Origin of the sequence: Bradyrhizobium ivorense (assembly GCF_900696085.1) — a bacterium.
Lineage (GTDB): Bacteria > Pseudomonadota > Alphaproteobacteria > Rhizobiales > Xanthobacteraceae > Bradyrhizobium > Bradyrhizobium ivorense.
The window spans coordinates 1,128,229-1,153,425 of sequence record NZ_CAADFC020000016.1 but is presented as its reverse complement, the minus strand read 5'-3'; the positions used below and the strand labels follow the sequence as shown (position 1 = coordinate 1,153,425).

Annotated in this window: 24 protein-coding genes and 1 pseudogene; 13 read left to right on the top strand and 12 right to left on the bottom strand. The window is 65.6% G+C overall.

Features of this window, described 5'->3' with window-relative positions; genetic code table 11:
• Positions 1-52: 52 nt before the first annotated feature.
• Together CI41S_RS25325 and CI41S_RS25320 are read left to right on the top strand one after the other, a co-directional pair.
• Entirely contained in the window at positions 53-1,120 is a 1,068-nt protein-coding gene (locus CI41S_RS25325; RefSeq protein ID WP_139862020.1) for an aromatic ring-hydroxylating dioxygenase subunit alpha, read from the top strand.
• A 146-nt stretch (positions 1,121-1,266) separates the two neighbouring features.
• Positions 1,267-2,400: an alpha/beta fold hydrolase gene (locus CI41S_RS25320; protein WP_430650041.1), complete on the top strand. Its 1,134-nt coding sequence runs from the start codon at positions 1,267-1,269 to the stop codon at positions 2,398-2,400.
• A 171-nt stretch (positions 2,401-2,571) separates the two neighbouring features.
• Here the strand turns inward: CI41S_RS25320 and CI41S_RS25315 are convergent, their stop codons facing one another.
• The 3 genes from CI41S_RS25315 to CI41S_RS25305 form a co-directional block, all read right to left on the bottom strand.
• The gene (locus CI41S_RS25315) at positions 2,572-2,922 is read right to left on the bottom strand and encodes a RidA family protein (RefSeq protein ID WP_139486977.1); all 351 of its coding nucleotides are present in this window, start codon (positions 2,920-2,922) and stop codon (positions 2,572-2,574) included.
• A 79-nt stretch (positions 2,923-3,001) separates the two neighbouring features.
• On the bottom strand, positions 3,002-3,928 hold the full coding sequence (locus CI41S_RS25310) for a CE1 family esterase (RefSeq protein ID WP_139862019.1): 927 nt from the start codon (positions 3,926-3,928) through the stop codon (positions 3,002-3,004).
• Positions 3,929-4,018: 90 nt separating this feature from the next.
• Positions 4,019-5,449 carry a CDGSH iron-sulfur domain-containing protein gene (locus CI41S_RS25305; protein ID WP_210242701.1) on the bottom strand — a complete coding sequence of 477 codons (1,431 nt, stop codon included), beginning with the start codon at positions 5,447-5,449 and terminating at the stop codon, positions 4,019-4,021.
• Positions 5,450-5,744: 295 nt separating this feature from the next.
• Here CI41S_RS25305 and CI41S_RS25300 point away from each other — a divergent pair, with 295 nt between their 5' ends.
• Both CI41S_RS25300 and CI41S_RS25295 read left to right on the top strand, forming a co-directional pair.
• Entirely contained in the window at positions 5,745-6,092 is a 348-nt protein-coding gene (locus CI41S_RS25300; protein ID WP_139862018.1) for a winged helix-turn-helix transcriptional regulator, read from the top strand.
• Positions 6,093-6,340: 248 nt separating this feature from the next.
• Positions 6,341-6,694, top strand: coding sequence for a hypothetical protein (locus tag CI41S_RS25295; RefSeq protein ID WP_244626685.1), 354 nt, complete (start codon positions 6,341-6,343; stop codon positions 6,692-6,694).
• A gap of 153 nt (positions 6,695-6,847) precedes the next feature.
• Here CI41S_RS25295 and CI41S_RS25290 read toward each other — a convergent pair whose 3' ends face one another.
• Positions 6,848-8,506, bottom strand: coding sequence for an FAD-binding dehydrogenase (locus CI41S_RS25290; RefSeq protein ID WP_139862016.1), 1,659 nt, complete (start codon positions 8,504-8,506; stop codon positions 6,848-6,850).
• A gap of 285 nt (positions 8,507-8,791) precedes the next feature.
• Between CI41S_RS25290 and CI41S_RS25285 the strand changes: the two genes are divergently transcribed.
• From CI41S_RS25285 to CI41S_RS25265, 5 genes are all read left to right on the top strand, one after another.
• Complete coding sequence (locus CI41S_RS25285; protein ID WP_139486967.1) at positions 8,792-9,262, top strand: hypothetical protein; 471 nt, start codon at positions 8,792-8,794, stop codon at positions 9,260-9,262.
• 145 nt (positions 9,263-9,407) lie between these two features.
• Entirely contained in the window at positions 9,408-9,599 is a 192-nt protein-coding gene (locus CI41S_RS25280) for a hypothetical protein (protein ID WP_139862015.1), read from the top strand.
• A gap of 18 nt (positions 9,600-9,617) precedes the next feature.
• Positions 9,618-10,208 (top strand): SCO family protein, encoded by a 591-nt coding sequence (locus CI41S_RS25275; protein WP_139862014.1) that lies wholly within the window; start codon positions 9,618-9,620, stop codon positions 10,206-10,208.
• Between the two features lie 96 nt (positions 10,209-10,304).
• Positions 10,305-11,333, top strand: coding sequence for an ABC transporter substrate-binding protein (locus CI41S_RS25270; RefSeq protein WP_430650040.1), 1,029 nt, complete (start codon positions 10,305-10,307; stop codon positions 11,331-11,333).
• A gap of 280 nt (positions 11,334-11,613) precedes the next feature.
• Positions 11,614-13,266: a lysine--tRNA ligase gene (locus CI41S_RS25265; RefSeq protein WP_139862013.1), complete on the top strand. Its 1,653-nt coding sequence runs from the start codon at positions 11,614-11,616 to the stop codon at positions 13,264-13,266.
• A gap of 350 nt (positions 13,267-13,616) precedes the next feature.
• On the opposite strand, the pseudogene CI41S_RS25260 reads toward CI41S_RS25265, so the two are convergent.
• Both CI41S_RS25260 and CI41S_RS25255 read right to left on the bottom strand, forming a co-directional pair.
• A pseudogene (locus CI41S_RS25260) lies at positions 13,617-14,371 on the bottom strand (carbonic anhydrase).
• Positions 14,372-14,471: 100 nt separating this feature from the next.
• Positions 14,472-14,957, bottom strand: a complete 486-nt coding sequence (locus CI41S_RS25255; RefSeq protein WP_139486964.1) for a cupin domain-containing protein — start codon at positions 14,955-14,957, stop codon at positions 14,472-14,474.
• Between the two features lie 183 nt (positions 14,958-15,140).
• Between CI41S_RS25255 and CI41S_RS25250 the strand changes: the two genes are divergently transcribed.
• Positions 15,141-15,926, top strand: coding sequence for a class II aldolase/adducin family protein (locus tag CI41S_RS25250; RefSeq protein ID WP_139486963.1), 786 nt, complete (start codon positions 15,141-15,143; stop codon positions 15,924-15,926).
• Between the two features lie 106 nt (positions 15,927-16,032).
• Here CI41S_RS25250 and CI41S_RS25245 read toward each other — a convergent pair whose 3' ends face one another.
• On the bottom strand, positions 16,033-16,686 hold the full coding sequence (locus CI41S_RS25245) for a S24 family peptidase (protein ID WP_139486962.1): 654 nt from the start codon (positions 16,684-16,686) through the stop codon (positions 16,033-16,035).
• A gap of 190 nt (positions 16,687-16,876) precedes the next feature.
• On the opposite strand from CI41S_RS25245, the gene CI41S_RS25240 reads away from it, so the two are divergent.
• Positions 16,877-17,221 (top strand): DUF952 domain-containing protein, encoded by a 345-nt coding sequence (locus tag CI41S_RS25240; protein WP_139486961.1) that lies wholly within the window; start codon positions 16,877-16,879, stop codon positions 17,219-17,221.
• Positions 17,218-18,315 (top strand): quinone-dependent dihydroorotate dehydrogenase, encoded by a 1,098-nt coding sequence (locus tag CI41S_RS25235; protein WP_139862012.1) that lies wholly within the window; start codon positions 17,218-17,220, stop codon positions 18,313-18,315. The genes CI41S_RS25240 and CI41S_RS25235 overlap by 4 nt, the downstream gene beginning before the upstream one ends.
• Before the next feature lie 280 nt (positions 18,316-18,595).
• Here the strand turns inward: CI41S_RS25235 and CI41S_RS25230 are convergent, their stop codons facing one another.
• From CI41S_RS25230 to CI41S_RS25210, 5 genes are all read right to left on the bottom strand, one after another.
• Positions 18,596-19,918, bottom strand: coding sequence for an MATE family efflux transporter (locus CI41S_RS25230; protein WP_139862011.1), 1,323 nt, complete (start codon positions 19,916-19,918; stop codon positions 18,596-18,598).
• A 2-nt stretch (positions 19,919-19,920) separates the two neighbouring features.
• Positions 19,921-20,649, bottom strand: a complete 729-nt coding sequence (locus tag CI41S_RS25225) for an MBL fold metallo-hydrolase (RefSeq protein WP_139862010.1) — start codon at positions 20,647-20,649, stop codon at positions 19,921-19,923.
• Between the two features lie 16 nt (positions 20,650-20,665).
• Complete coding sequence (locus CI41S_RS25220) at positions 20,666-20,971, bottom strand: DUF6460 domain-containing protein (protein WP_172628185.1); 306 nt, start codon at positions 20,969-20,971, stop codon at positions 20,666-20,668.
• Positions 20,972-21,069: 98 nt separating this feature from the next.
• Positions 21,070-22,941 carry a cisplatin damage response ATP-dependent DNA ligase gene (locus tag CI41S_RS25215; RefSeq protein ID WP_139862009.1) on the bottom strand — a complete coding sequence of 624 codons (1,872 nt, stop codon included), beginning with the start codon at positions 22,939-22,941 and terminating at the stop codon, positions 21,070-21,072.
• The gene (locus tag CI41S_RS25210; protein ID WP_139862164.1) at positions 22,938-23,996 is read right to left on the bottom strand and encodes a ligase-associated DNA damage response exonuclease; all 1,059 of its coding nucleotides are present in this window, start codon (positions 23,994-23,996) and stop codon (positions 22,938-22,940) included. The genes CI41S_RS25215 and CI41S_RS25210 overlap by 4 nt, the downstream gene beginning before the upstream one ends.
• A gap of 117 nt (positions 23,997-24,113) precedes the next feature.
• Here CI41S_RS25210 and CI41S_RS25205 point away from each other — a divergent pair, with 117 nt between their 5' ends.
• Positions 24,114-25,040, top strand: coding sequence for a class I SAM-dependent DNA methyltransferase (locus tag CI41S_RS25205; protein WP_139862008.1), 927 nt, complete (start codon positions 24,114-24,116; stop codon positions 25,038-25,040).
• The last annotated feature ends 157 nt before the right edge of the window (positions 25,041-25,197 follow it).

The window sequence follows — 25,197 nt, the reverse complement described above, 5'->3', positions numbered from 1 at the left end:
GGCTGCAATCACCTAACCTCGCGAGCGACCAACATTGCATCGGGAGCGAGACATGGCCGACCACGACGGAATTTTTCTGCGCAACACCTGGTATGTGGCGGCGTGGAATCACGAGCTGATCGACGGCAAGATGGTCGCGCGCACCATCCTGGAGCGGCCGATCGTGCTGTATCGCGGCTCCAGCGGAAAGGTCGTCGCGCTCGATGACCGCTGCTGCCATCGCGCCGCGCCGCTGTCGATGGGGCGCGTCGAGGGCGACGACATCAGGTGCATGTATCACGGCATGAAGTTCGCCGCCGACGGCCAGTGCATCCAGATCCCCGGCCAGGATGCGATCCCGGCAAAACTCGGCGTGCGCAGCTATCCGGTGGTCGAGCGCTACAATCTGATCTTCATCTGGACCGGCGATCCCGAGAAGGCCGATCCGAAGCTGATCCTCGACTATCCGCCGCTCGAAGACCCGAAATGGCGCGGACTGCCGGGCTACATGCACTACAAGGCCAACTGGCTCTTGATCGTCGATAACCTCAGCGACTTCGCCCATCTCGCCTTCGTGCACACCAACACGCTCGGCGGTTCCGAGGAATACGCCTACAAGACCAAACCGGTCGCGATCGAGAAGCTGGACGACGGTTTCCGGGTCGAGCGCTGGCACATGGGCGCCGAGCCGCCGCCCTACCACAAGAAGGTGATCCCGAACAAAACCGACCCGATCGACCGCCGCAATATCGGTCGCATGATCGTTCCCGGCATCTTCACGCTGGACACCACCTTCGCGCCGGCGGGGCAGGGCGTCGAGAAGGGCGTCCAGGTCCCGGGCACGCGTTCCTATCGCAACGCGCAGTTCATGACGCCGGAGACGCGCTCGACCACGCACTTCTTCTGGAACTATCTGCACGATTTCGACGTCGACAATCCGAATATCGCGCTGTCGCTGCGCCACAGCCTCGAGGAAGGTTTCAACGAGGACAAGGACATCATCGAGGCGCAGCAGCGGGTGTTCGACGCCGATCCGGATTATCAACTGCTCGCGATCGGCGCCGATGCGCCGCTGACCTATTTCCGCTGGCTGTTTGCGCGCAAGATCGAGGCCGAGAAGGGCACCGCACGCGCCGCATAGTTGACGGCGGCAGCCTTTATGGCTGCCGCTTCCGCCGGATTTGGCGTAGAATGATGGACCTGAATTCGTCGGTCCTTGGTCGGGCGCGAACGTCTTGCCCCATGCCGCCCCCGACTACATCGACGTCCATCAATCGGTGAACAGTCTTGAGCGACAAGACGGGACCTCCCGAACGGCATGCGGGCGCCGATTTGGCGCAGCATGTCTGGCTGTGGCCGTTTGAGGCCACGAGACTCATGCTCGACACTTATTGGCAATGGTTCGCCGACCGCGCACAGCGGCCCGAAGACGAGGCGCCGTTGCCATGGACCACGCCGAACAGGGGGGCCCTGCAACTGCCGTCGATGCGTCTCGTGGATTTTTCGCGAAGCGCTGAAGGCCGGCCGTTGCTGGTTTGCGCGCCCTACGCGCTGCACCGCTCGGTGATTGCGGATTTCTCGCCGGGCCACAGCCTGGTGGAGGTGCTGCGAAACGCGGGCGTTACGCGGCTTTATCTCACCGACTGGCGCTCGGCCACATCAGAGATGCGCCACTTCTCGATCGATACCTATCTTGCAGAGCTCAACGTCGCCGTCGATGAAATCGGGCCTCCGGTCGATCTTGCCGGACTCTGCCAGGGCGGATGGCTGTCGCTGCTGTATGCCGCGCGCTTTCCGGGCAAGGTGCGGCGGCTTGTGCTCGCCGGTAGCCCGATCGACATCTCGGTGCCGTCGCCAATTGCCAAAATGGTGGTCTCGCTTCCGCAGCCGGGCTTCGAGGTGCTGGCGCGTCAGGGCGACGGCATCATTAGCGGCGCGAACATGCTGCAACTATGGAGCATGCCGCTCACCCTGAAAGACGCGGAAGCGGCGTTGCAGCGAGATCTCACCGGATCGGAGACCGGCAGAGCGCTGCGCGATCGGTTCGAGCGCTGGAATCGCGAGACGCTGGATCTGCCCGGCACGTACTATCTTCAGGTCACCGACTGGATCTTTCGCCAGAACCGGATCGCCCACGGCGACTTCGTCGCGCTCGGCCGCGCGGTCGATCTCGCCGAGGTGAAGGTGCCGGTTTTCCTGCTCGCCGCCGACAACGACATCGTGGTGCCGCGCGACCAGGCGCTGGCGACCACCCGATTGTTGGGCACACCGCCGGCATGGCAGGAGCGCGCCACCGAACCGTGCGGTCACCTCGGCCTCTTCATGGGCTGCAAGGCGTTGAACAATTCGTGGCGTCGGATCGCCCGCTGGCTGCAGGCCGATATCGGCGATACCTCGGAAGCGCCGCGGATGAGCGCCTAGAGCATGATCCGGAAAAGTGCGAAGCGGTTTTCCGAAAAGATCATGCTTAAACAGAGAACTAAAGCGTTCAACCAAATCTCATCGCGCTTTAACGCGCCGACAAAACCATGCCCCGAATTGCAGTTTGCAATCCGGGGCATGGGGAAGCTCGTTTCGGCGGACGTGGTCGCGTTACTTCGCCGCGACCACCATGATCTCGACATTGTACTGTGGCGCCGCGAGCTTGGCCTCGACGGTGGCGCGCGCCGGCGTGTTGCCCGGCGAGACCCAGCCGTCCCACACCGCGTTCATCTCGGGGAAGGTCTTCATGTCGGTGATGTAGATGTTGGCGCTGAGCAGCTTTGACTTGTCGGTGCCCGCCTTGGCCAGATGGCCGTCGATGATCGACAGGATGTCCTTGGTCTGGTCGGCCACGCTGCCGCCCGCGGCCTTGCCGGCGACGACGCCGGCGAGATAGACGGTGTTGCCGTGCACCACGACCTGGCTCATGCGCGGGCCGGTTTCGAAACGCTGAATGCTCATTTGGGTCTCCACTTGAATGGCGGCACTGTCTAGCCTGCTTACGCTGCCGCCGCCACTGCGCATTTTGCAGCGCGCACCTTCACGGAAATCGCGCGAAGAACGCCCAGATCGTGTCGGCGCCGTCGATGTCGCCATTTTGCGGGCCGAGCAGCGCGGCGGCGAGTTTTGGAAAATGCGCGTCCGGAAAGTGACCGGGCATGCGATGGCCGCCGCCATTGACCCGATAGAGCACGACGTCGCGGCCCTGCGGGCAGGCTGAGTCGATCCGCGTCACCGTCGATTGATCCGAGGGGTTGCGGTCGGCAAGATCGGTGGTTGCGGCATCCTTGCTCTCGCAGCCGTCGAGGCGGCGCCAGAATTGCAGCGTCTGCGTCGTCGACCAGAACCCGTCGGCGGCAAAATAGCTGCTGCCGCGCCCGCCGTCATAGGGAATCAGCGGATCGACCGTGCCGTTCATCAGCAGCATCGGGATCGGACGCGACGGCTTGCAGGCGCGCGCGGATTCGGCGGTCAGGTTCATCACGACACTGGCCGCGGCGGCGAACAGCTCGGCGCGCTCGCAGGCCAGCGTCATCGCCATCGCGCCGCCATTGGAGATGCCGGTGACATAGACGCGCTTCGGGTCGGCGATGCCGTCGGCGACGAACTTGCCGACCAGTTGGGTGATGAAGGCGACGTCGTCGGTGCCCTTTGGCGGGGGATTGGCGGCGCGCCGCTCGTCCGGCCGGGAGTCGGCCCAGGCCTGGTTCAGCCCGTCGGGAAACACCACGGCAAAATCGTCGCGCCTGGCGATCAATGGCCACGAGGTTCGCGTGACCATGTCGGCGCCGCGCTGGGTCTTGCCGTGCAGCGCGATGACGAGCGGCACCGGCCTTGTGCCGTTCGGCACCTGCGCCGTGAACGTCCGCGTCGTGCCGCCGACGACGAGCGCATCCGCGTGCGCTGCCGCCGTGCTCACGGCGAGCGCGCCAGCCAGAGCCAACATGCGGATTGGTCGCAGCCGCATCGCCGAGCAGTTCCGTCCGTGCGATGGCGATTGCACCACGCCTGCGCGGACGGTTCAATCGGGCGTGGCTTCACGATCCGGTTGGCGCGTTCAGCGCCGCCGCCCACCGCGCGAACAGCGCCATGCGCTCGGCCGGCCATGCGCCGTCGCAAGGCATGGTGCCGGTCTCGAGGCGGGCCAGGATCCGGCGATGGTGCCTGATGACGTCGTCTTCCTTCCAGAGGTCGAAGGCGAACAGCATCGAGTTGCGGTCCATCGGCCGGAACAGATGTGCTGTTCGAACGCGACGGCCTCGCCGGGGCCGGGCAAGGCCGGGCCGGCATCGCTCGTCATCTGCGTGTCATCTGCGACGGCGGATGGCCGCGCGCCGGGCGTCGCGTTGCAGACCCACCACCAGCGCGGTACCGGCATGTTCGGCGGCGGCGTGGCGCTGGGGCCGGAATTCTCCACCGCGATCCGCGAGCCCCATTCGATATAGGCGACGAAGGCGGCGCGGAATTCCGGATCGGACGGCAGTCCGGCATCGTCGGCGCTCTGCACCATGTAGGTGGCCCACAGCGCGCGCTGCTCCGGCCTGATCTCTTTGCCGATGTGCTGCGAGACCATCCGCCGATAGCCGCCATAGCGCTCGGTGTAGAAGCGCGGGCCGCCGAACACCTCGCTGAGCCAGGCCGCGACCCGTTCCGGATGGTCCGGCGACATCTCGGCGAACAGCGGCCCGAGCAGCGGGTCCTCGGGAACGTAGCGGCTGTAGAAGATCCGCGTCATGTCGAGCAGCGCCGGATAGCCGCCGGCCCATTCGAACAGCGTCGGCTCGCGCAGCGGATCGGGCAGCGGATCGCGAAAGGCGACGCTCCAATGCATGCCGCTGCAGAACGGCTTGTTCAACGACGCGCCGCAGCGGCACAGGCTGACGTGCTCGCGCGAGGCGCCGGCATTCTGTGCGATCGGGACGCCATCCTCGTCGACCAGCTCGACATGCCCGGTGACGCGATAGGGGCCGTCCCTAGAGATCTCGATCTGCGGCGGCCGGTTGATATCGGACAGGTTCGTGTCACGCACTGGTCCGATGCCGATGCCGAGCGCGCCCGACGGGCATCGGCGCACCGCATTGACGAGATCGTCGAGCCGCGCGCCACTCGGCGCAATGAACGGCTCCTCGCCGAGATGGAACACAGCATTGAGCCGATCCGTGCAGAAGGCGGAGTGCGCGCAGGTGCCGCGGTTGTCGAACACGAACGCCTGCTGCCCCGCGTAGACGTCGAGCTTGTCGGGCACGCGGCGCGGGTCCTTGGCATCGACAAAGCCGCGCGTGATGTGGCTGTCATCGCAAAACGGCTTTGACTGCGATTGCCCGCAGCGGCACAGCCGCACCGGGGCCTCGGCTGTAACAGGCACGCCGAGATGATCGACGATCGGAATGCCGGGATCGGGTTCGTAGGGTCCGTTGCGTCTGACGACGATGCGCTTGCGCGTCGTACTTTGGTTGCCCGGGCCTGGTGCGGAGCTGTCCTCTGTCATGTCCTGCATTGCTGTCCCAAATCTCGCCCAACCCGCGCAAAGCGTGCTTAGATGGATCGACGGCGGCGCTCAACGAACCAGATGGAAAGCTTGAGGGATTGCTTGCTTCTCCTTCCCCCTGGAAGGGGGAAGGTCGGGATGGGGGCAGCCCCAGGCACCGCTGCTTGTGGAGAGAGCAGATCCCACCCGCTTTGCTCTTGCGAGCAAAGCGACCTCCCCTTTTCAAGGGGAGGACCTCTAGCCCGGGTGGAGCGCCGCGCAATCCGGGGCATGGAGAGCCCCGCAGGAGAGTGGGATGATCCGCAAGACCAAGCGCAAATATGGCTGTCCGGTCGAGTTCTCGATCGATCAGCTCAGCGGCAAATGGAAGACGGTGATCCTGAGCCGATTGAAGGTGCGCCCGATGCGCTATGGCGAACTGCGCCACGACATCCCGCAGCTCAGCGACAAGGTCCTGACCGAACGCCTGCGCGATCTCTGCAATTCAGGCTTCGTCAAGCAGGAGCGCGCCGGCAGCTCGTCGCGCTATTGCCTGACCAGGCGCGGCGAGATGCTGAAGCCGATGCTGCAGGCGCTGTACGATTGGGGCGAGGCCAACGCCGACACCTTCGGCGTCCGCTTCTTCAGCGCGGAGGCGGATTAGTCGGGGCGGGCGAGGGGCATGCACACGAGTTCGGAATATTAGAATATTGCCCCTGAGTTGCCCGACGTGTCAAGCCGCCATGTCGAACGCCGGCCGCCGGTGCTACTTTGCATGGGGTTGTTTTTCGGTATTTGGTGGCGCCCCTAACTGCATACCGCACTCGTCGAGAGTGGAGTTCCGGCCGGAACCTTATGCAGGGAAGGCTCGTTGTCGCGGGATGTTGGGGGCAATCAACATAAGGAATGCTCATGCGCATCTTTACGGCATCGGTCATCGCTGCTGCGCTCTCGCTTGGAACACCTGCTTGGGCGCAAATGCAGGGAACGCAACCGAAGGCGCCGCCGCAGGCTCAGTCAGAAGAGTCCGCCACCATCCGGAGCATACAGGTCGTAGACGTCAAGGAACTGCAGCCCGAGGTCCGGTCAAGGATCGAGGCTGTGGTCGCAAAGGCAAGCGAGGACGATCTGCAGAGGCTGCGGGGTTCCATCGACGGGTCCAAGGAAGCCGTATCCGCGCTCAAGGCGAAGGGCATGACCTCGGCACAAGTTGTCGCGGTCAATCTCACCGACGGCGTCCTGACGCTTTTCACCAAGACGGCCTGAAGACATACGGACTCAGCAACAAGGCCCGTCGGTTCACCCCGGCGGGCTCCGACTAAAGCGCGATGAGATTTCGTTGAAGCGTCATCGCGCTTTAGCTCTTTGTTTGAGCATGATCTTTTCGGAAGACCGCTTCACACTTTTCCGGATCATGCTCTACCCCACCGCCTTCGCTGCCGCGCGTCCGGCGTTGCGGCCTGAGAACAGGCAGCCGCCGAGGAAGGTGCCCTCCAGCGAGCGATAGCCGTGCACGCCGCCGCCGCCGAAGCCGGCGGCTTCGCCGGCTGCATAGAGCCCGCGGATGATCTGGTGATCGTTGCCGAACACGCGCGAGTCCAGATCAGTCTCGAAGCCGCCGAGCGTCTTGCGGGTGAGAATGTTCAGCTTCACCGCGATCAGCGGGCCGTGCTCGGGATCGAGGATGCGATGCGGTTTGGCGGTGCGGATCAGTTTATCGCCGATGTAGCGGCGCGCATTGTGCAGGTTCATCACCTGCGCATCCTTGACGTAGGGGTTACTGATCTCGCGGTCGCGCGCCTCGATCTGCGCCTTGATACGATCGAGCTTCAGCAGGTCGCCGCCGGCGAGCTTGTTCATGGCGGCGACGAGATCGCCGAGATTGTCGCGCACGATGAAGTCGACGCCGTGCTGCTTGAACGCCTCGACCGGCGCCGGCGCGCCCTTGTTGGTGGCGCGCTTGATCGTCATGCGCCAGCTCTTGCCGGTGAGATCGGGATTCTGCTCGGAGCCGGAGAGCGCGAATTCCTTCTTGATGATGCTCTGGGTCAGGATGAACCAGGAATAATCGTAGCCGGTGCCCATGATGTAATGCAGCTGCCCGAGCGTGTCGGAGCCGGGGAACAGCGGCGCCGGCAGCCGCTTGCCGGTCGCGTCGAACCACATCGACGACGGTCCCGGCAGAATCCGGATGCCGTGACGCGGCCAGATCGGGTTCCAGTTCTGGATGCCCTCGACGTAGTGCCACATCCGGTCGCGGTTGATCAGCCGCGCGCCGGCGGCCTCGGTGATGCCGATCATGCGGCCGTCGACATGCTCGGGCACGCCGGAGATCATGAATTTCGGCGGTTCGCCGAGCCGCTTCGGCCAGTTTTGCCGCACCAGATCGTGGTTGCCGCCGATGCCGCCGGAGGCGACGATCACCGCCTGCGCGCGCAACGTGAAATCGCCGACGACGTTGCGCGACGAGCTCTTGCCGCGGTCGACGCTGCTCGGTTCGAGGATGACACCGCGGACGCCGTCGACGCCGCCGTTGCTGACGCTGAGCGCGTCGACGCGATGGCGGAACTTGAAGATCAGCCGTCCGGTCTTGGCGGCCTCGCGCGCGCGGCGCTCGAATGGCTCGACGATGCCGGGGCCGGTGCCCCAGGTGACGTGAAAGCGGGGCACCGAATTGCCGTGGCCCATCGCGTCATAGCCGCCGCGTTCGGCCCAGCCGACGACCGGGAAAATACGGTGGCCCATCGCGCGCAGCCAGTCGCGCTTCTCGCCGGCGGCGAAGGCGACATAGGCCTCGGCCCATTGGCGCGGCCAGTGATCCTCCTCGCGATCGAAGCCCGCGGTGCCCATCCAGTCCTGCAGCGCAAGCTCGAACGAATCCTTGATGCCAAGCCGCCGCTGTTCCGGCGAATCGACCAGGAATAGGCCACCGAACGACCAGAACGCCTGGCCACCGAGGCTCTGTTCCGCTTCCTGGTCGAGCACGATGACGCGCTTGCCGGCGTCGGCGATCTCGGTTGCCGCGACCAGACCCGCAAGTCCGCCGCCGACCACGATTACGTCTGCATCGTCAGCCATTCTGATTTCCCCCACCCGCCGAGATTGAAGACCCCGTCATTGCACGGGGTCAACGGCAAATCGTCCCCGAAAGCCCGTTGCCTGTGGCGGCGCGGCATCAAGCGGTTGCGGCAATCTGTTCCAGATTGGGACCTTTCCACACGTGACTGCAGCGTGGGCGCAACACCCAATTTGAATTTGTTTTGACTGGCCTGCGTCGTCTGGACAAAAATCCGAGTCCGCAACACGCTCACGCCAATCTTGCATCACAAGACCAACAGATTCGATTTCGACTGGGGCAGGCCAATGAAGTTGATGACGGGGTTGCTCGCTGCGGTTCTGCTGCTGGCGGGAATGGGGGCGTCTCAAGCAGTGGTCAGGATCGCCGACGATCGCGGCGGAAAAATCGGAATCTACGTCGACAGATATCAAGACCTGCGCACATCGGGCGAAACCGTGATCATCGACGGTCTGTGCGCCTCGGCCTGCACCATCGTGCTCGGCAAGGTTCCTCACGATCGGATCTGTGTGACCTCGCACGCCACGCTCGGCTTCCATGCCGCCTGGGACTACGGTGATGACGGACGCGCCATCACCAATCCCGAAGCAACGCACATGCTGTACTTGATGTATCCCCCGGCGGTGCGGAAATGGATCACGGCGCGGGGCGGCCTGACCCGGCGCATGATCTTCCTGCGCGGCAAGCAGCTGCAGGCGCTGTACCGGCCCTGCTTCTATGACGCTCAGGCTTCGGCGAACAAACCGTCTACGCGGTAAGCGGCGGCTGCTTCTTCCGTCAGTCAGGCAAGGCCGGGCACGGCCACGACCAATCAGGCGGGTGGAAAACTCCCTCGCCATGATGTGACGGCGCGCCGCCGCCATGGCGCTTGCCGCTCGCCGGAACCCGGCTTATCTCACATGCATGGTTCAGCCGATTTCCGCCCAGCCTCACGATATCGCCGCCCCGGCGCAGGGCCGGTTGGCGTCTGCGATCCTGTGGGGCGCCGCCGGGATCGGCGGGCTGGCCCTGCTTGCCGCCGCCGCGCTCTGGTTCCACTACGGGACCGCGGTGTTCTTCGAGATGATCGCTGCCGGCATCTCGGCCTGCTTCTGACAAGGATCGCCTGACGTCATGACCCGGACCACCCGCCCGCTGGTGATCTTCGCCGCCTTTGCCGCCAGCCTCGCGGTCGGCCTGTTCCTGACGCTGTGGCTGGTCGGGGGCCTGCGCACCGTCGCCGCGCCGTCGGCGATCGGCGGGCCGTTCCAGCTTACCGATCAGGTCGGCAAGCCCGTCACCGACAACGACCTCAAGGGCAAGCCGACCCTGATCTTCTTCGGCTTCACCCATTGCCCCGACGTCTGCCCGACCTCGCTGTTCGAGATCTCGGAGGTGCTGAAGGCGATGGGCAAGGACGCAGACCGCGTCAACGCCTATTTCGTCTCGGTCGATCCGGAGCGCGACACCCAGGCTGCGATGAAGGAGTATCTTTCGAGCTTCGATCCGCACCTGAAGGGCCTGACGGGCGATCCGGCTGCGATCGCCAAGGTGCTGTCGGCCTATCGCGTCTACGCCAAGAAGGTGCCGCTGAAGGATGGCGACTACACGATGGACCACACCGCGCTGATCTATCTGATGGACCGCGACGGCCGTTTCGTCTCGCCGTTCAACCTGAAACGGACCCCCGAAGCGGCGGCGACCGATCTGAAACGGTATCTCTGATCCCCCTGGTCGGAGGCGGAATCGACCGAATCGGCACTCGCATCGCGCGCCGGATGGTCTATAAGGCCGTCCAATTCCCTTGAAATCGCTTAGTTTATGCCAGTGCCGTCCATCCAGCCCTTTGCCGTCCGCTCGCGCCAGCTCTGTCTGGCTGTGGGGATGACGGCGGCTGCGCTGCTGGTTTCGGGACGGCCCGCGGCGGCGCAAGCACCAGCGCCGCAGCCTCCGGGGGCAAAGACCGCGCCTGCTCCAGCCCCAACCGCAAAGCCGGCCCCTGCGCCGGCTGCACCCGCGGCGCCGCCGGCCGCGGCCGCCCCGCCGGCGCAGACCACCCCGTCCAAGCCCGCCGTCGAGGCGGCACCGCAGGCGGTGCCCGGGTTCTGGGACCCGCGGCGCCGGCCGGAGCGGCCGGACCTGTCGCGGCTGACCGTGATCCGCTTCCTGACCGAGACCGACTATCCGCCGTTCAATTTCACCGGCCCCGACGGCAATCCGGCCGGCTTCAACGTCGATTTGGCGCGGGCGCTCTGCGACGAGATCAAGGTCACCTGCACCATCCAGATGCGCCGCTTCGAGACCCTGGTCGATGCGCTCGCGACCAACCGGGGTGACGCCATCATCGCCTCGATGGCGGTGACGCCGCAGCTGCGCGCCAGGGTCGATTTCACCGATCCCTATTACCGCGCGCCAGCGCGCTTTGTTTCCCGGCGCGACAATGTGCTGCCGGAAATCCGCCCCGAATATCTCGAGGGCAAGAAGGTCGGCGTGATCGGCGGCACCTCGCACGAGGCCTATCTCAAGGCGATGTTCACCGACGCCGAGATCCACGCCTATCCTGACAACGACGCGCTGCGCGCGGCGCTGCGCCGCGGCGAGGTCGATTTCATCTTCGGCGACGCGATCTCGCTGGCGTTCTGGGTCAACGGCACCGATTCCGCCGAATGTTGCGCGTTCTCCGGCGGCCCGTTCGTCGAGAGCCGCTATTTCGGCGAGGGCGTCGGGATTGCCGTGCGCAAGGGCAACGACCTGCTGCGGCAGTCGCTGAACTGGGCGCTGTTCCGGATCTGGGAAAAAGGCCGCTTCACCGACCTGTGGCTGCGGTATTTTTCGATCAGCCCGTTCTGACCGCGGAGTTTCTTCACCTCGCCCCGCTTGCGGGGGAGAGGTCGAAATTCAAGCGCAGCTTGAATTTCGGGTGAGGGGGAGCCTCCGCGAATCCGTCTTCCTGCTGTTGATGCGGATCTAGCCCCTCACCCCAACCCTCTCCCCGCATCCGCCTTCGCCCGAAGGCGGGCTTCGGCGGACAAGAGAGCGGGGCGAGGGAGGCGGCGACCGTCCCGCAGCCGTTTTGCATTTTCCCGCGAAAGCGTTAGTTTTCGCGGCCTTTTTGGAGAGAAGCAGAAGAATGTCCGTGATTGATCTTGCCGCCAGCCCGAGCGACCTGCGGGCGCTCGCCGAACAATCCAACGCCTGGCCGTTCGAGCAGGCGAAGGCGATTGTCGCGCGGCTGAAGAAAAATCCCAAGGAGAGTCCAAAGCATGAGGTGCTGTTCGAGACCGGCTACGGCCCGTCGGGCCTGCCGCATATCGGCACCTTCGGCGAGGTCGCGCGCACCACCATGGTGCGCCACGCCTTCCGCGTGCTCACCGAGGACAAGATCAAGACCCGCCTGCTCGCCTTCTCCGACGACATGGACGGCCTGCGCAAGGTGCCGGACAACGTGCCGAACAAGGAGCTCTTGGAACAGAACCTCGGCAAGCCGCTCACCAAGGTGCCCGATCCGTTCGGCACCCATCCGAGCTTCGGCGAACACAACAATGCGCGGCTGCGCGCCTTCCTCGACCAGTTCGGCTTCGACTATGAGTTCGCGAGCTCGACCGAGTATTACACCTCCGGCAAGTTCGACGCCGCGCTGCTGCGCATGCTGGAGCGGATCGAGAAGGTGATGGCGATCATGCTGCCGTCGCTGCGCGAGGAGCGCGCGGCGAGCTATTCGCCGTTTCTGCCGATCTGCCCGCGCACCGGGACGGTGCTGTACGTTCCTGTGACGGCGCATGACGCCAAGGCCGGCACGATCTCCTACGAAGACCCCGACACCAAGGAAAGCGTCACCGTTCCCGTCACCGGCGGCCGTTGCAAGCTGCAATGGAAGCCGGACTGGGCGATGCGCTGGTACGCGCTCGGCGTCGACTACGAAATGGCCGGCAAGGACCTGATCGACTCGGTCAAGCTGTCGGGCAAGATCTGCTCGGCACTCGGCGGCACGCCGCCGGAAGGCTTCAACTACGAGCTGTTTCTCGACGAGAAGGGCCAGAAGATCTCGAAGTCGAAGGGCAACGGGCTCACCATCGACGAATGGCTGCGCTACGCCTCGCCGGAGTCGCTGTCGCTGTTCATGTACCGCGAGCCGAAGGCGGCGAAGCGGCTGTTCTTCGATGTCATCCCGCGCAATGTCGACGACTACCAGCAGTTCCTCGACGGATTTGCGCGGCAGGAAGCGCGGCAGCAACTGCAGAACCCGGTCTGGCACATTCACTCCGGCAAGCCGCCGCAGGCCGACATGCCGGTCACCTTCCAGCTGTTGCTGACGTTGGTGTCGTCGTCGAATGCCGAGAATGCCGCGACGCTGTGGGGTTTTATCGGCCGCTATCGTCCCGGCGCGACGCCGCAGACCCATCCGAAGCTCGATGCGATGGTCGGCTACGCCATCAACTATTATCGCGACTTCGTGGCGCCGACGAAGCAATTCCGCGAGCCGACCGACAGCGAGCGCGCCGCGCTGCAGGACTTGCGCGACGCGCTGTCGAGCCTGCCCGCGGACGCGACCGCGGAAGACATTCAGAACGTGGTCTACGAGATCGGCCGCCGCGAGCCGTTCCTCGACCAGGTGAAGAAGGGCAAGGACGGTCGTCCCGGCGTCTCGCTCGACTGGTTCAACATGCTCTACCAGGTGCTGCTCGGCCAGGAGAAGGGCCCGCGCTTCGGCTCCTTCGTCGCGGTCTACGGCGTGCAGAACGCGGTCAACATGATCGACGGCGCCCTGGCGCGGTCGGCGTAGTTGTAGCGCAGTTCGTGGTTCTCCCTCGCCCCGCGCTTGCGGGGAGAGGGTTGGGGTGAGGGGCCTCTTTCCGCGCTTTCCGCACGTACGGTGAGGGATGGCTTCGCGGAGGCTCCCCCTCACCCGGATCGCATTTCGCTTCGCTGCATGCGCTCCGGCCTCTCCCCGCAAGCGGGGCGAGGCAAGAAGCGTAGCCGGGATGCAGCGAAGCGAAATCCGGGAATCTTGCCTGTGGTCCAACTGCCCTGGATTGCGCGGAGCCTGTCATCGGGCGCGCGTTCGCGCGGCCCGTTGGCTTCATCCGGGCTACTACTGACGCGGTCGGCTAAACCGATTCAACCTATCCCGCTCTAGCTCGATTGCAGCACGTAGCGGCGGTTGCTTTTCTGCACCGGGCGGGCGTTCATCGGATAGAGCTTCGCGAAGCTGGCGACGTCGGATGCCGCGACCTGGATCGGGTCGGTCAGCACCAGCCATTCGACGACTTCCGCGCATGGCGGCGTCGTCAGCGAGCCGGAATAGCGATAATAGCCGAGCTTTGCCGGCAGCAGGCCGTGCGGATCGATGGCGCCATCCGCCTTCACCGCCGGCCCTTCCTTGGCCGGCATCGTTGCCACGATCCTGGCGAACGTGGCATTTGCCTTGCCTTCCGCCATCAGCACGCCGATGACCGCCAGCGCGCCCGAAGCGGCGCGATGGACGAAATGCGCCTCCATCGGAAAATTCCTGCCGCCGATCAGATGTTCGCTCGGCCGGTGGAAGTGAAGCTGCACCAGATTGTAGGTGGTGTCGCCGAGCTTCAGCGTGCTGCCATCGGCAAAATTGAGCTGAATGGTGTGCCCATTGTTGACGATGGTCTCCGCCGTCTTGCCCCACGCGATCTTCAGCGCCGGCAGTTGTGATTTGACCGTCCGGCAATATCGATCGGCGATTGCTGAGAGCCGATAGAGCAAACCTTGTTCGCGGCGTCGAGATCGCCCCATTTGCTGGGGCCAGCGTCTCCCTCATAGCTCCAATGCGCGCCTTCCGCGGCGAAACCGGTGGTTGAACAGAGCGGGCAGACGGCAAGTCCGCCCAGTGCCTTCAGAAAGTGCCGACGATTCAAATGAGCCCCCCATGGCTTGAAAAAAGGACCTTCTAATATCCGAATCCGGGTCAGTACAAACTTGGATAATGACGGCAATTGCGCGCCCGGCTGCCGCCGATTACAGCGGTTCGCCCGCCTTGGTGGTGAATCGATAGGCCCCGTCCGCTCCCAGCACGGCGTGCATATCGACATCGGGATAGCTGATCTCGTCACCGGCCGTGCGATCGCCGATCACCAGGAGCCTCACGTCGGTCGCGGTGCGATTGACGAAGCGGTGCGCGTCGCCGCAACCGGCGGGGAAGCCGGCGCACATGCCTGATGTCAGCACCTGCGCGCCGCCGTTGGTCTCCATCACCACCTCGCCCTCGAGCACATAGACGAACTCGTCCTGGCGCGAATGCGCGTGGCGGTACGAGGACTGCCCGCCCGGAACAATCCGCGTCAAGCTGACCCCGAAATTGGTCAGGCCGGCATGGTCGCCGAGCCGGCGATTGTAGCGCGACTGGTTGGCGGCGCGGTGCAGCGGCGGATAGCTGGTGTAATTGCTCTCAGCGACTGTATCCGGATCAAATGCCGGAGGTTTTGGCTTGGTGTCGTCGGTCATTGCAGCCCAGTCCGATGTCATGTCCCCTGCGGCGCATCATCGCATAGGTGCAGCGGGCCCGCAAAATCCGGATGGCAGCCCATCGGCATTTTCACCGGAGGTTGGCCGCGGATTGCGCTACACTCCCTGCCATAAAATCCGCACGGCCTCCGTCGAGCGGCCGGCACAGATGGGAGCACGCGCATGCAGTTCAGGGTTTCGCCGTCATCGCTGCGGAATGATACCAGCGCCGAGGAATGGCAGGCGCGGGTCGATCTCGCCGCCGCGCACCGGCTCGCCTATATCCACGGCTTCTCCGAAGGCATCTTCAACCATCTCACCTTCGTGGTGCCGGGCCGCACCGACCGCTACTACCAGATCCCGTTCGGCATGCACTGGTCGGAGGTGACCGCGTCGTCCTTCATGGAAGTCGGGATCGACGATGCCGAGGTAAAGCGCGGCGAGGGCGAGGTCGAGCGCTCCTGCTATTGCATCCACGCGCCGATCCACAAGGCGCTGCCGCAGGCCAAAGCGGTGTTTCACACCCACATGCCGTATGCCAGCGCGCTGACCCGGCTCGAGGATCCGCGCATCAAGGAGATCGGGCAGACCGAAGTCGGACTCTCGGAGGCGATCGCCTATGACGATCTCTATACCGGTCCCGCGCTCGATCCGGCCGAAGGCGCGCGCCTTGCCAGCGTGATCGGCGACAAGACGATCTTGTTCATGGCCAATCACGGCATCTCGACCGTCGGCGAGACCGTCGCCGATGCCTATGACCGGCTCTATTACATCGAGCGCGCCGCGCAGGTGCAGATCTACGCAATGTGGACCCAGCAGCCGCTGAAGCAATTGCCGGCGCATGTGGTCGAGAAGACCAAGCGCGATTATCGCGACGATCACCTCTACACCGGCCCGAGCCCATCGCAGCGGCATTTCGATGCGCTGAAGCGGATGCTGGACCGCAAGGAGCCGGACTACGCGACGTAAGCTGCACTCACCTGTCATGCGCGGGCTTGACCCGCGCATCCATCTCAAAATCGATTCTTTCAAGAGTGATGGATTGCCGGGTCAAGCCCGGCAATGACGGCCTGAGTTACTGGCTCGCCCACACGATGCGCGCGATCCACTCGACCTCTTCGGCCTCCAGCGTGCGGTCCGGATGTTCGGGGTTGAGCGAGGCGAGCTCCAGCAGCTTGGCGGTGCGGCGGCGCAGCTCCTTCACCATCACCTCGCCGCCGGTGGTGCGCACCACGACGCGGTCGCCGCGGCGGATCGCGGTCGCGGGCGAGACCACGATGATGTCGCCTTCGCGATAGGCCGGCCGCATCGAGTCGCCCTCGATCTCCAGCGCATAGGCGTGCTCGTCGCCGGTCGCCGGCAACGCCACCTCGTCCCAGCCCTTGCCGGCCGGAAAACCGCTGTCGTCGAAATAGCCACCGGCGCCGGCCTGGGCGAAGCCGAGCAGCGGCACCGACTGGCCGCCGCGCGGGCCGTCGCCCAGCAGCTGCACGAAGGTCTCCATGCTGGCATTGGTCGCCGCCAGCGCCTTGGAGACCGACTCGGTCGACGGCCAGCGCTCGCGGCCGTCGCCGGTGATGCGCTTGGACTTGTTGAAGGTGGTGGGATCGAGACCGGAGGCCTTGGCAAGGCCTGACGGCGACAGACCGGCGCGCTCGGCGAGCCGGTCGAGGGCCGCCCAGACCTGGGCGTGGGTCAGCGGCCGGGCGGCTTTGGGTTGTTTGGCCATCGTGATCATCCCCGGTGCGGTAGGAATTATTGCCTGAAAGTGGCGGTTTGCGCAAATCTGGCGACAGGTGTGGCGTGGCGCCGCTTGAGTTGCGCCGCGGCCGTCGATACGGTCGCCCACCTCTGGGGCTTTTCCCCATCAATCCGGAAAAAATCCCAGAAGACTCAAGGACAAAAGGGAAGGCCGGCACGTGCCTACGATCTATAAAATCACCCCCGCGTCGGCCTGGCGCGAGGCCGAGCGGCAGGGCGTGTACCGGGGCAGTGCGGACGATCTACGCGACGGCTACATCCATTTTTCCACCGCCGCCCAGGTCGCCGAGACCGCGCGCAAGCACTATTTCGGCCAAACCGGCCTGTTCCTGGTCGCGGTCGATGCCGACGCGCTCGGCGATGAGTTGCGCTGGGAGCCATCGCGCAACGACGAATTGTTTCCGCATCTCTATGGCGAGCTCGATCTCGGCGCTGTCATCGAGATCCTCGATCTGCGCGCGCGCTCCGACGGTGGCCACGACGTTCCGGAGCTGAAGCCGTGATCCGCGCCTTCGACGCCTTCTCGCTGCCGCTGCTGCGCTGGTTCGATCCGGAAGATGCCCATCGCATGGCGATCCAGGGCCTGAAGCTGCTGCCGCCGATCCGGCAGCGGCCGGATGATCCCAAGCTTGCGGTGCGAGCCTTCGGATTGAACTTCCCGAACCCGATCGGCATGGCGGCGGGTTTCGACAAGAGCGCGGAGGTGCCCGACGCGCTACTGCGGCTCGGCTTCGGCTTTGTCGAGATCGGCTCGGTGACGCCGAGGCCGCAGGCCGGAAATCCGCGGCCGCGGCTGTTCCGGCTCGAGCGCGACGAAGCGGTGATCAACCGCATGGGCTTCAACAATGACGGCGCCGAGGCGGCGTTGCGGCGGCTCGCCGCCCGCGCCAGCCAGGGCGGCATCATCGGCGTCAATGTCGGCGCCAACAAGGACTCAGCGGATCGCGTCGCCGACTACGTCAAGCTGATCGAGACCTTCGCGCCGGTCGCGAGCTATTTCACCGTCAACGTGTCGTCGCCGAATACGCCGGGTTTGCGCAATCTGCAGCAATCCGCCGCGCTCGACGATCTCCTGGCGCGGGTGATCGACACCCGCGAGCGGGTGCGCCGCAACGCCGGCGACTCGCCGGTGCTGCTGAAGGTCGCGCCGGATCTCAGCCTCGCCGAGCTCGACGACGTCGTGCACATCGCGCGCTCGCGCCGCGTTGACGGCATGATCGTCGCCAACACCACGCTGGCGCGGCCCTCGACCTTGCGCGAGGAGAACCGGGCCAAGGAGCAGGGCGGGCTGTCCGGCCGGCCGTTGTTCCGTTTGTCGACGCGGATGGTGGCCGAGACCTATGTGCGGGTCGAAGGCGCGTTTCCCCTGATCGGCGTTGGCGGCATCGACTCCGGCGGCGCCGCGCTGACAAAAATCCGCGCCGGCGCCAGCCTGATCCAGCTCTATTCGTCGCTGGTCTACAAGGGCCTCGGCCTGGTCGAGGACATCAAGCGCGATCTGTCGTCAACCTTGCTGCGCACCGGCCGCGACTCGCTATCGGAAATCGTCGGCGCCGACGCCGCCACCATCACCGCCGAGGACTGGCCGGTGCAGTAGGTGTCCGTAACCCCGTAGCCTGGATGAAGCGCAGCGCAATCCGGGGCAAGTTTTTCCGCGGAGATTGGAGTGCTGGTCCCGGATTTCGCTTCGCTGCATCCGGGCTACGGCAGCCTGCTCTTCACCTCGCCCCGCTTGCGGGGAGAGGTCGGATCGCATCATCAGATGCGATCCGGGTGAGGGGGAGTTTCCGCAAGCGCAATTGTCACCGTCCTCGCGGAGACTCCCCCTCATCCCGACCTTCTCCCCGCACGCGGGGAGAAGGGGCGGAGCGAGCCTGTCAAGACTTGAACGACTTCCTCAGCAGCGCCGGATAGCGCGCGCCCTGAAAGCCGCCGCGCGCGATATAGAAGCCGAGCAGCGCAATCCACAGTCCGGTGTTGCCGTATCCGCTCAGCGTCCACCAGACGACGAGGAAGCTCGCCAGCGAGACCAGCATCAGGTTGCGCATCTCGCGCGCCCAGGTGGCGCCGACATAGATGCCGTCGAAGCCAAAGGCGAACACGCCGGGCAGCGGGGCGAGAATCACGAACAGCAGGAAGTCGCGCGCGGTGCGCCGCACCTCGGCGCTGGTCGTCATCAGGTCGATCAGCGCGGGCCCGAACAGCGCGAACAGCGCCGACACGACCAGCGCAAAGCCGATCCCCCAGAGCAGCACCAGGCGGGTCGAATCGGCAAAGCCGCGGGCATCGCGCGCGCCGAAGGCGCGGCCGCACAATTGCTGCGCGGCATTGGCGAGGCCGTCGAGGAAGAAGGCGGAGACCAGCAGGAAATTGTTGAGCACCGAATTCGCCGCCAAGGTGACGTCGCCCTCACGCGCGCCCTTTGCGGTGAAGAACAGGAACACGATGATCAGCGCTGCGGTGCGGATCATGATGTCGCGGTTGACCGCCAGCATTCGCATCAGCTTGGCACGGTCGAACAGCGTGGCACGCGGAACGGCGAAGCCACTCTGCGAAATCCGCCACGCCACGACGACGCCGGCTACAAACCCGGCCGCCTCGGCAAGCACGGCGGCGATCGCAGCACCCGCGATGCCGGCGCCGTAGGCCTCCACCAGCAGCACGGTCGCCACCATGTTGATCACGTTGATCACGATCTGCAGCGCCAGCGCCAGATTGGCGCGGGCCTGCCCGACCAGCCAGCCGAGGATGACGTAATTGCCGAGCGCCAGCGGCGCCGACCAGATCCGGATCATGAAGTAGGTTTTCGCCGCGCGCGTCGCGCCCTCGCTGCCACCCATCAGCTGGAACGTGACCCCGGCGAGCGGCACCTGCAGTGCGATCAGGGCGGCGCCGATCAGTCCGGCGACGATGAAGCCTCGCACCAGGATCGCGGAAAATTCCTGCGGCTCGCCCGCTCCTAGCGCCTGCGCAGTGAACGCCAAGGTGCTCATGCGCAGGAAGGCGAACAGCCAGAACAGGCAGTCGAAGATCACCGACGCCATGGCGACGCCGCCGAGCAGCGCGGCGTCGTCGAGCCGGCCGATCGCCGTGGTCGAGACGATGCCAATCAGCGGCGTGGTCAGGTTGGCGACCATCGCGGGGCCGGCGATGGCGAACACCTGGCGCGTCGTGATCTTGGGATGGACCGGCGCGTGCATGGTCAGAATTCGATCGTCATGCCGTCGCTCGCCGCCGTGTAGGGCAGGGCGCGGCCGAGCATGTCGTCGCTCATATGGGTGAGCACGACGCGCTTGGCGGCGATGGCGGGCAGATGCGCTTCCAGCGCTTTCAGGCTGAGATGGTTTTTCACCGTCTTGTCGTAGGTATAGGCTTCCGCGATGAAGAGATCGGCATGCTGCGCGGCTGGTATCAGCGCGTCGGTCCATTCGGTGTCGGCGCTGTAGCTGATGACGCGGCCTTCGGCCTCGATGCGATACGCCAAAAACGGCCCGCCGGATTCGCCGTGCACGACTGGGTAGGGCGTCACGCTCACTTCGCCAAAGCCGCGTCTTTGCTCCGGCGCGAGGCTGACCACCGAGAGATCAAACCGCTGTTTGGTTTTGGAGGAGTGCTCGAACATCACCTCCATCACCTGCGGCAGCTTGGCTTCGATGCCCTCCGGGCCTGCGATCACGAGCGGCCTTATGCGGTGGGAAAACTGCGCATCGAGCAGGAAGAACGGCAGGCCGGCAAAGTGATCGCCATGGAAATGCGTGATCAGGATCAGGTCGATCGCGTCGCGGTCGACGCCAAGCCGCTTCAGCGCCGGCAGCGACGAGGCGCCGCAGTCGATCAGGAAGTTGACCCGCGCGCCGGTGACGTGGAAGCAGGTGTTGAACCGGCCGCCGGAGCCGAACGCATCGCCGCAGCCGACAAATTGCAATTGCATCGACTGCACGCTCTCCCTAGCGGCCGCGCGGCGCGCCGAGCAGCCGCGACAGCAGCCAGATCGGGATCACGATCACGGCGCCGAGCAGGAAGTAGCGCCAGGCCCAATTGATCGCGTCGAAGCCGAAATCCCAGATGGTCTGGAACAGCCGGCGGATGCTGTAGAGGATATTCCACGGGTCGAGGCCAACAGCGGCGAGCACGACGCCGACCAGGATCGAGAGCAGGATCAGCCGGAACGCCACCGAGAGCGGCGATCCGCCGAGAAAGCGGTACAGGCCGTCACTCCGGCCGGCCGGCAAATCCCTGACGTCGTTAGGCATCACTGTCTCCTGCGGAATCGCGTGGCGATTATAGGTCACGGCGGGGCAGATGGGGAACCCGGGAACCCCAATCAATGGCTGCCATGCAGATGCGCGGCTTAACTTCCCGTCATGCTCATTAACAGCCGTTCAAGCGTTTCCAGCCGGTCGGCCTCGCGCGGCGGCTTGTCCCAGCGCAGCCGGCTGATGCGGGGAAAGCGCATCGCGACGCCGGACTTGTGCCGCGGCGAGCGCTGCAGCCCCTCGAAGGCGACTTCCAGCACCAGCCCCTGGTCGGGCTCATGCACGACATGGCGCACCGGGCCGAATTTCTCCGTGGTGTTGCGGCGGACGAAGCGGTCGATCTGCGACAGCTCCTCATCGGTGAAGCCGAAATAGGCTTTTCCGACCGGCACGAGCTCGTCGCCGGCGTCGCCGCGGGTCCAGACCCCGAACGTGTAGTCGGAATAATAGGACGAGCGTTTGCCGTGACCGCGCTGCGCATACATCAGCACCGCGTCGATGATGTGCGGATCGCGCTTCCATTTCCACCACGGCCCTTTCGGGCGGCCCGGCAGATAGGGTGCATCGCGCCGCTTCAGCATCACGCCCTCGACCGCGTCGGCGTCGTCGCCTGCACCGGCACTTTTCGGATCGGCGCGCGCCGCGGCGAGTTCGTCCCAGCTTGCGAACGGGACGGTCGGCGACAGATCGATGCGCGGATCGTTCAGCTTGGCGACGAAGCGTTCGAGATGCGCGCGGCGCTCGACGAACGGCAGCTCGCGCAGATCGTTCTCGTCGTCGCCGAGCAGGTCGTAGGCCCGCAGGTGGATCGGAAATTCCTTGATCAGTTTTGGCGAGACGACCTTGCGGTTGAGCCGCTGCTGCAGCACGTTGAAGGTCTGCACCCGGCCGTCGCGCAGCACCAAAAGTTCGCCGTCGATCGCGCCAGGCAGATGCAGCGACGGCACCAGATCGGGAAAGCTGCCGGTGATGTCCTCCCCGGTGCGCGAATAGAGCCGCGCCTGGACGTGGCCGCGTGCGTCGCGGCCGGACACCGCCTGCACGCGAATGCCGTCCCACTTCCATTCCGCGCTGAAATCGGCGGCGTCGAGACCGGCGAAATCCGTATCCTCGATCGCGTGCGCCAGCATCACCGGGCGGAACGGGGTGGGATCGCGATTGACCGGCTTGTCGCCGCGACTTTCCAGCCAGGCGAATAGATCGAGATAGGGCGGCGACAGCCCCGGCCACATCAACTCGATCTCGTGCGGGTCCTTGTCGCCGAGCGCGGCCGCCGCGGTCTTCGCCAGCCGCGCCGAAATCCCGATCCGCATCGCGCCGGTGACGAGCTTCAGCAGCGCCCAGCGCCCGGTCTCGTCGAGCTCGTCCAGCCAGCGTGCCAGCTGCGCCGGCAGCTCGGTTTTGCCGAGCGTGCGCAGCGTGGTGACGACGTCGGTGAGCGTCGCGGGCGGCGGGTTGTTGTGCAGTGTGTTGCGGGTACGTGGGTCATCGCCGACATCTCGCCCGCGGTACCCCTCTCCCCGACCCTCCCCCGCAAGGGGGGAGGGAGCCTTTCCGCTGATGCGTCCCTCACCCACGTCAATCACTGTCGAATCGCCGTGAGGTGAGCGCGACGGTTGGGCTCCCTCCCCCCTTGCGGGGGAGGGCTGGGGAGAGGGGTGGCCCAGGAAAGACTCGTTGTGAGACGCGCCGGTACTCTTCGGCCACATCAGCGCGACCGTCTCGGAGAGATCGCCGACGTAATCGTAGGAATACCCGAACAGCACCGGATCGGCGCGCTCGGTGATCAGGTCGCGGATCAATCCGGGTTTTGCGTGCTTGAACGACAGCGCGCCGGTCAGCGCCGCCAGCGCGTAGCCGCGGTCGGGGTCCTCGGTCGCGCGGAAATAGGCCACCAGCAGCTTGATCTTGTTGTTGCGGCCGGGCTCGTAGGCGAGGCGGTCCAGCAGCTCGGCGAAGCGGTTCATGACGTGGCCTCGCCGACGGGCTCGGCCTCGCCGGTCAGCGCCGCGGTCTCGCCTTCGTCCTCGTCGCCATAGCCGACGAGGTCGAGCGGCCGCGCGGCAAGGCCCCTGGTCTTGCACCAGTGCACCAGCGCATCTTCCTGGCCATGCGTGACCCAGATCTCGCCGGCGCCGGTGGCGGCGATCGTCGCGATCAGGCCGTCCCAGTCGGCATGATCAGAAATCACCAGCGGCAGCTCGACGCCGCCTTGCCGGGCGCGGGCGCGCACCCGCATCCAGCCGGAGGCGAAGGCGGTGACGGGATCGGGGAAACGTCGTGTCCAGACGTCGGATGTCGCGCTCGGCGGCGCCAGCGTGATGGTGCCGGCAAGCTCCGCCTTCTTCATGCCGCGGGCCGGCCGGAGCTCGCCGAGCGGGATGCCGCGCTCTTGATAATAGTATGTGATCTTCTCCATCGCGCCGTGCAGGTAGATCGGCGCGTCGTAGCCGGCCTCGCGCAGCAGCGCGATCACGCGCTGCGCCTTGCCGAGCGAGTAGGCGCCGACCAGATGCGCGCGCTCCGGAAACAATTTGACGGAGGCCAGCAGCTTGTTCACCTCGTCGGCGGCGTTGCCGTGGCGGAACACCGGCAGCCCGAAGGTCGCCTCGGTGATGAAGACGTCGCACGGCACCAGCTCGAACGCCACGCAGGTCGGGTCGCGCGCATCCTTGTAGTCGCCGGAGGCGACGATGCGCGTGTCCTTGCAGGTCACGGCGATCTGCGCCGAACCCAGCACATGGCCGGCAGGATGGAACGTCACCGTGACATCGCCGAGCCTGATCTCCTCGCCGTAAGCGACCGCCTGCGTGGAGCCGGCGAAATTGTCGCCATAGCGCAGCCGCATCATGTCGAGCGTTTCCTGGGTCGCGAGCACCGCGCGGTGGCCGGGGCGGGCGTGGTCGGAATGGCCGTGGGTGATCAGCGCGCGCTCGACCGGCTTGACGGGGTCGATATGGAAGCCGCCCACCTTGCAAGCGAGGCCGGCCGGGACGGGCATCAGGATGTCGTGTGGACGCATGGTGCCAATATAGGGGCTCGATCCGCGATGTTTAGCCGTCATGCGCGGGCTTGACCGCCGCGTGCTTCTTCGGAAAAAGTCCCGGCTTTCACGACAACATCGGTTCCTTAACAGCGAATGCCAGCCCGCCTGTTCCTGTCCTCCGGCGACCTCGTCGCCGACCGCCGCTTCGAGTTCGCGCGCGACCTGCAATTGAAGGGCGATCTGCCGGCCGCCGCCGAGCTGCTGGAGCAGGCCATCGAGCTCGCCCCGAACTTCGTCTCCGCCTGGTTCACGCTCGGCGAAATTCGTCGGCAGCTCGGCCAGCGCGAGGCCGCGATCGCCGCCCTCCGCGCCGCGCGCGAGGCCGATCCCGACGACCGCCATGGCGCCGGCCTGCGCCTGATGCAGCTCGGCGCCGAGGCGGTCAGCGCGATGCCGCCGGCTTATGTTCAGACGCTGTTCGACCAATATGCGCCGCGGTTCGAGGCCGCGCTGGTCGGCGACCTCGGCTATCGGGGGCCGGCGCTGCTGTTCAAGGCGGTGCTGTCGGTGCGGGCCGCTGCAAAGAAGCCGGCGTTCTTCAAGCGCGCGATCGATCTCGGCTGCGGCACCGGCCTTGCGGCCGGCGCGTTCGCGAAACACGTCGACCACTTCATCGGCATCGACCTGTCGCCGCGCATGATCGAGAAGGCGCGCTCAACCGGCCTCTATGCCGAGCTCGAGACTGACGACATGCTGAAGGGGATTGTGAGCAAGCGGGATGCCAGCGCCGAACTGATCCTCGCCGCTGACGCGATGGTCTATGTCGCCGATCTCGCGCCGGTGCTCGCCGAGGCGAGGCGCGTGCTGGTGGCGGGCGGGGTGCTCGCGTTCACGACCGAAACGCATGACGGCGAGGGCGTCATCGTCGGCGAAGGGCTGCGCTATGCGCACAGTGCGGCGCATGTCCGCGCGTCGGTTGCGGCGGCTGGGCTGACACTGGCGTTGCTCGAGGATCTGTCGGCGCGTAACGAGGATAACGTCCCGGCGCCGGGACTCGTTGCGGTGGCCATCAAGCCGTGAGTGCTTTCTTCCCTTCTCCCCTTGTGGGAGAAGGTGGCGCGGACGTAGTCCGCGACGGATGAGGGGTCTCTCTCCGCGGAGACATACCCCTCACCCGGCTTCATCTCGCTCCGCTCGATTGCGCCACCCTCTCCCACAAGGGGAGAGGGTGCACCGT